This window comes from Candidatus Obscuribacterales bacterium (assembly GCA_036703605.1).
GTDB lineage: Bacteria > Cyanobacteriota > Cyanobacteriia > RECH01 > RECH01 > RECH01.
The window spans coordinates 1-4,711 of record DATNRH010000237.1 but is presented as its reverse complement, the minus strand read 5'-3'; the positions used below and the strand labels follow the sequence as shown (position 1 = coordinate 4,711).

The window sequence follows — 4,711 nt, the reverse complement described above, 5'->3', positions numbered from 1 at the left end:
AGGAAACCTGAGCCTTGTCACAAGGTTGCTACATTTGTTGGTTACTTAGCTAAGTTTATCTAATTACCTGAGTCCTATGCCTGATCTCATTCCTGCTCTCATCAAACTCTACATCCCTCTCACGGGTTGGATTTCTTTAGGATGGGTGTTAGGTCGTCTTTTGCCAAAGGGGGCATCGGCCAAACTGGGTCAATTTATCTTTTGGATTGGGCTGCCCATTAGTATTGTGGCATTTTTGTATCGGGCTGACCTATCGGGCTGGATTCTGATTGCCCCGGTAACAGCTTGGGTGGCGATCGCGGTGGGTGCTGCTTTCGCCTGGGTTTGGATTGACCTGGGGGTGGGAGACGAACGCCTCCGGGCCATGTCTAAAGGGCTGGATGACCATGCTCCCAACACGGGTTTGATACTTCGCAATAGCGACTGGTCTCGCGCCACCCAAGGTAGCTTTTTGCTGGCTATGATGGTGGGAAACACTGGGTATATGGGATTCCCGGTGGTTCTTGGCCTGGTTGGCCCCGACTACTTTGCTTGGGCTTTGTTCTACGATCTCCTCGGCACCTTTGTTGGGGTTTATGGGGTTGGAGTGGTTCTTGCTGCTAAATACGGCACCGTTGGGGAAGGGAGTTCTGTAAAGCTTTCTGAAAAAATTTTGAAGAATCCTGCAATTTGGAGCCTGGGGTTCGGATTGCTACTACGATTAGTGAATCTACCAGAATTCGCGGAGACCAGTCTCCGAACCTGTGCTTGGGGCATTGTGAATTTAGCCCTAGTACTCATCGGTATGCAGCTCAGTCAGCTTACGTCACTCCGTAAGCTGAAGCAGGCTTTGCCATGCCTTGGCATCAAAATGGTTCTTGTGCCCTTAGTGGTAGGAACCGGACTGATGTTTTTTGGAGTAGCAGAACAAACCCAGTTAGCCCTCGTGCTGCAAATGGGGATGCCGCCAGCATTTGCAACGGTTGTGTTTGCAGAGGCCTATGGTCTTGATCGAGAACTGGCCGTTACGACGCTCGTGTTTGGCTGTTTAGCGCTACTCTTTCTTTTGCCACTTTGGGTTCTCTTATTTGGAGTCATGACGTGAAAATCCTCAATGTTGTAGGAGCACGCCCCAATTTTGTTAAGATCGCGCCCATTCTGCGTCAGATGAATCTCTATTCCACGATGCAGTGGCAATTAGTTCACACCGGGCAGCACTATGATGACCGTATGTCTCAGGTCTTTTTTGATGACCTACAACTGCCTGCGCCAGATGTGTTTTTAGGGATTGGATCGGGGTCCCATGCCGAGCAAACGGGGCGGACGATGATCGCCTTAGAAGAGGTGATGCAGGACTATCAGCCTGACTTAGTGCTGGTGGTAGGCGACGTGAACTCTACCTTGGCGGGAGCCCTAGCTGCCTCCAAGCTACATATTCCCATCGCCCATGTGGAGGCAGGGTTGTGCAGTTGGGATCGAACCATGCCGGAGGAGATTAACCGCATCTGCACCGATGCCATTAGCGATTTGTTCTTCACCACCTCGGCGATCGCCACGGATAACCTGTTGCGGGAGGGTATTGCCCCAGAAGCCATTCATTTCGTGGGCAATGTGATGATTGATAGCCTCAAGGCCAATCTCGAACGGGCTCGTCACCAATCCACACTGCTAGAGACCTACCCAGTTCAGCCTCAGCAGTACGGATTGGTGACCCTCCATCGTCCTGGTAATGTAGATGACCCGGTGATGCTTGAACGCTTGCTAGAGGCGATCGCCACGGTGAGCGAACGGGTGCCCCTCCTGTTTCCCATGCATCCTCGTACGCAGCAGCGGCTGGAAACGTTTGGACTACAGGCTCGACTTGATAGCCTAGATCAGGTCTGGGTGACGCCACCGCTGGGTTACCTAGACTTCATCTGCGCTCTATCGTCGGCTCAGTTTACGCTCATGGATTCCAGCGGCGTTCAGGAGGAAACAACGGTGCTAGGCATTCCCTGTCTCACCATGCGGGACAATACCGATCGCCCCGAAACCGTCATCGAAGGCACCAATACCTTAGTAGGGCAAGATCCCGATCGCATCATTCAGGAAGTGTTTCAAATTCTAGAGGGGCAGGGCAAAACCGGCCGCATTCCTGACCTATGGGATGGGAATACAGCGGAGCGGATTGTGGATATCTTGGCGGTTTGGGGTGCAGCACTACCAGCGACAACACCTTGTCCAACAGTCGTTTGATTAACTATCTGGATCAGTATGAATCGTAAGAAACTATGGTGACCTTCAAGCAAATCTTAAGAGTTTTCATCCTAGCCAGCTTAACGCTAGGGCTGATTACCTGTGCTCAGGGTACCCCCGTTATCCAGTCTGATGCGGATTCTGAAGCCATGCCCGCAGGCGTGGAGACGGTGGCGGATGACAAGCTCACCATCTGGTGGACCCAGGGGTTTCTGCCAGAAGAGAATGAGGTGATTGTGCAACTGGTGTCAGATTGGGAGCAAGCCTCTGGGTTTGAAGCCAATTTAGTCCTCCTGCCCGATCGTGACATCTTGGGCGATACTCAGCGAGCCATTGAAGAAGAGCGATCGCCGGATGTTGTGTTTAGCTTTCCAGCCGATACCAATCTCTTCCCTCGCCTTGCCTGGAACGATCAATTGGCAGATGTTTCCCACTTGGTGGAACCGATTCAAGACACCATTACACCCACGGCCTTGGAGTCGGTGTACTACCAAAATAATGTCACCCAAGCGCGCAGCTACTATGCGCTTCCGTTTGGGCAGAATACGGTGCATCTGCACTATTGGCAGCCGCTTTTGACAGAAGCAGGGCTGTATAACGATGAGATTCCCAACACATGGAATGAGTTTTGGCAGTTTTGGCAGACTGCCCATACCCAGTTGCGGGATCAGGGCAAGGATACGGTTTATGGTATTGGTCTTTGTCTTTCGGATCTAGGGACAGACACATTCTGGCAATTTGAGCAATTTCTAGACGCCTACAACCTAGAGGTGGTAGATGAACAAGGAAACCTTCGGATTGAGGAACCAGGTATTCGCCAAGGACTGATCGACACGATTCAGCAATTTGTTGGCTTCTACCGAGATGGCTATATTCCTCCTGCCGCCGTGGAATGGACGGATTCAGGTAACAATATCAGTTTTCTTGAGCAACAGTCCCTGATGACGGTCAACAGTACCCTATCGGTGCCCTTTAGTCAGCGGCAGCCAGATACGCCCTACAATCGACAGTCCACGGACTACTATTTCAACCAGATTCGCACCATTCCTTGGCCCAACAAGCCAGATGGCAGTCCCCATCGCTCCATTCTCAGCATCAAACAACTGGCCATTTTGAAAGACACCGACCAGCTTGAAGCTGCAGAAAGCTTCGCCGCCTACTTTATTCAGCCTGCAAATATAGATAAATACTTGCAGTTAGCCACCAAAGGTCGGATTTTCCCAGTCATTCGCTCTCTCTGGCAAGATCCCTTTTGGAATGCGGTGAATGATCCCCATCTATCCTTGGCCCTGCAGCAACATCAGCAGGATACTCGCCCTTCCTATCAGGTCTATGCACCGGCCTACAGTAAAGTTCTGCAGGATAATGTGTGGGCTAAAGCCATTCTGCAAGTCCTGAACGATGGCGTCTCGCCAGAACAAGCTACCGATCAGGCGATCGCTCGTGTGAAACAGATTTTTGGAGAGTGGTCATGAACTTCTGGAGACGCAGTCTGCTGGCTCAGTTGGTGAGCTATTTCTCGTTGTTGTCGGTGGTGATGCTGGGTACGGTGGCGATCGCTGCCTACCAACGGGCGAAAAATGCCCTAGAAGAATCTGTGACCAATCGCTTAACCGTGGCGACGTCCCTCAAGGAGTTTCAACTGAATGAATGGGTGGATAGCCAGCGGGAAGATGTGCTGCTGATTAGCCAACTGCCGGAGGTGCGGCAACAGGTGGCAGCGCTGCTGATCTATGATCCTGACGAGCCTGAGTATCAAGAAGCCTACGGGATCTTGACGGATTACTTTAACCAACTGAGTCGCGTGAAGTCGAGCCTGGGTAATGTGTCTATCACTACCAACGGCGGCTTTGTGGTGTTTTCGTCCCGCAATAAAGATCTGGAGGGGCGTTATAAAGCTCTGGGTGAACCCACTACCTACTTTACCCAGGATGGAGCACAGTCTGTGGTGCCTAACTTCTACCTTACCTCTGCAGGGCGAGCAGCGATCACCTTTGCCACCCCGCTGCTAGACCAAGAGAACGTACAAATGGGAGCGATTACCGTTGACCTAGATCTTACCGATATTGATGATCTCATTCGTGAGAATACTGGTTTGGGTGAGTCGGCAGAAACCTATTTAATTGGCCGCCCTAGATCTCAAACGGTGTTCATTTCGCGGATAAACACAGAATCTGAGGCGGATGATACGGATGAGACGGATGAGGTTGTCAGTCCAGGTATTGCTCTGGCGATCGCCAAACGCAGTGCCCAAGGGAGCTTTGTCAACTATGAAGGGACTCCAGTTGTGGGGGTCTATCGCTGGCTGCCTAAGCAAAACGTGGCCCTTGTGGCTGAAATTAGCCAAAATGAAGCCTTCCTCCCTGCTCGCCAACTAGCCCGCCAAATTTTGTTGATCGGACTGAGTTCTGCTGGATTGCTCCTCGTCGCCGTATATCTCCTCTCTCGACGTATTACCCAGCCGATCATGGCGATCGCCAATACTGCTATTCAACTG

At 51.6% G+C, this 4,711-nt stretch carries 4 protein-coding genes; all 4 read left to right on the top strand.

Annotated features, from left to right (window positions below; genetic code table 11):
• Positions 1 to 76: 76 nt before the first annotated feature.
• On the top strand, positions 77 to 1,084 hold the full coding sequence (locus V6D20_05005; GenBank protein HEY9815148.1) for an AEC family transporter: 1,008 nt from the start codon (positions 77 to 79) through the stop codon (positions 1,082 to 1,084).
• Positions 1,081 to 2,214 (top strand): UDP-N-acetylglucosamine 2-epimerase (non-hydrolyzing), encoded by a 1,134-nt coding sequence (wecB, locus tag V6D20_05000; GenBank protein HEY9815147.1) that lies wholly within the window; start codon positions 1,081 to 1,083, stop codon positions 2,212 to 2,214. The genes V6D20_05005 and wecB overlap by 4 nt, the downstream gene beginning before the upstream one ends.
• Before the next feature lie 35 nt (positions 2,215 to 2,249).
• Positions 2,250 to 3,689, top strand: coding sequence for an ABC transporter substrate-binding protein (locus V6D20_04995; GenBank protein HEY9815146.1), 1,440 nt, complete (start codon positions 2,250 to 2,252; stop codon positions 3,687 to 3,689).
• Positions 3,686 to 4,711 (top strand): hypothetical protein (locus tag V6D20_04990; protein HEY9815145.1); only part of this gene is annotated, 1,026 nt, incomplete at its 3' end. The genes V6D20_04995 and V6D20_04990, both read left to right, overlap by 4 nt.

Bases quoted from the DNA above. Each gene is read 5' to 3' on its own strand.
- V6D20_04995 (HEY9815146.1), top strand. From the start codon at position 2,250: ATGGTGACCTTCAAGCAAATCTTAAGAGTTTTCATCCTAGCCAGCTTA.
- V6D20_05005 (HEY9815148.1), top strand. From the start codon at position 77: ATGCCTGATCTCATTCCTGCTCTCATCAAACTCTACATCCCTCTCACG.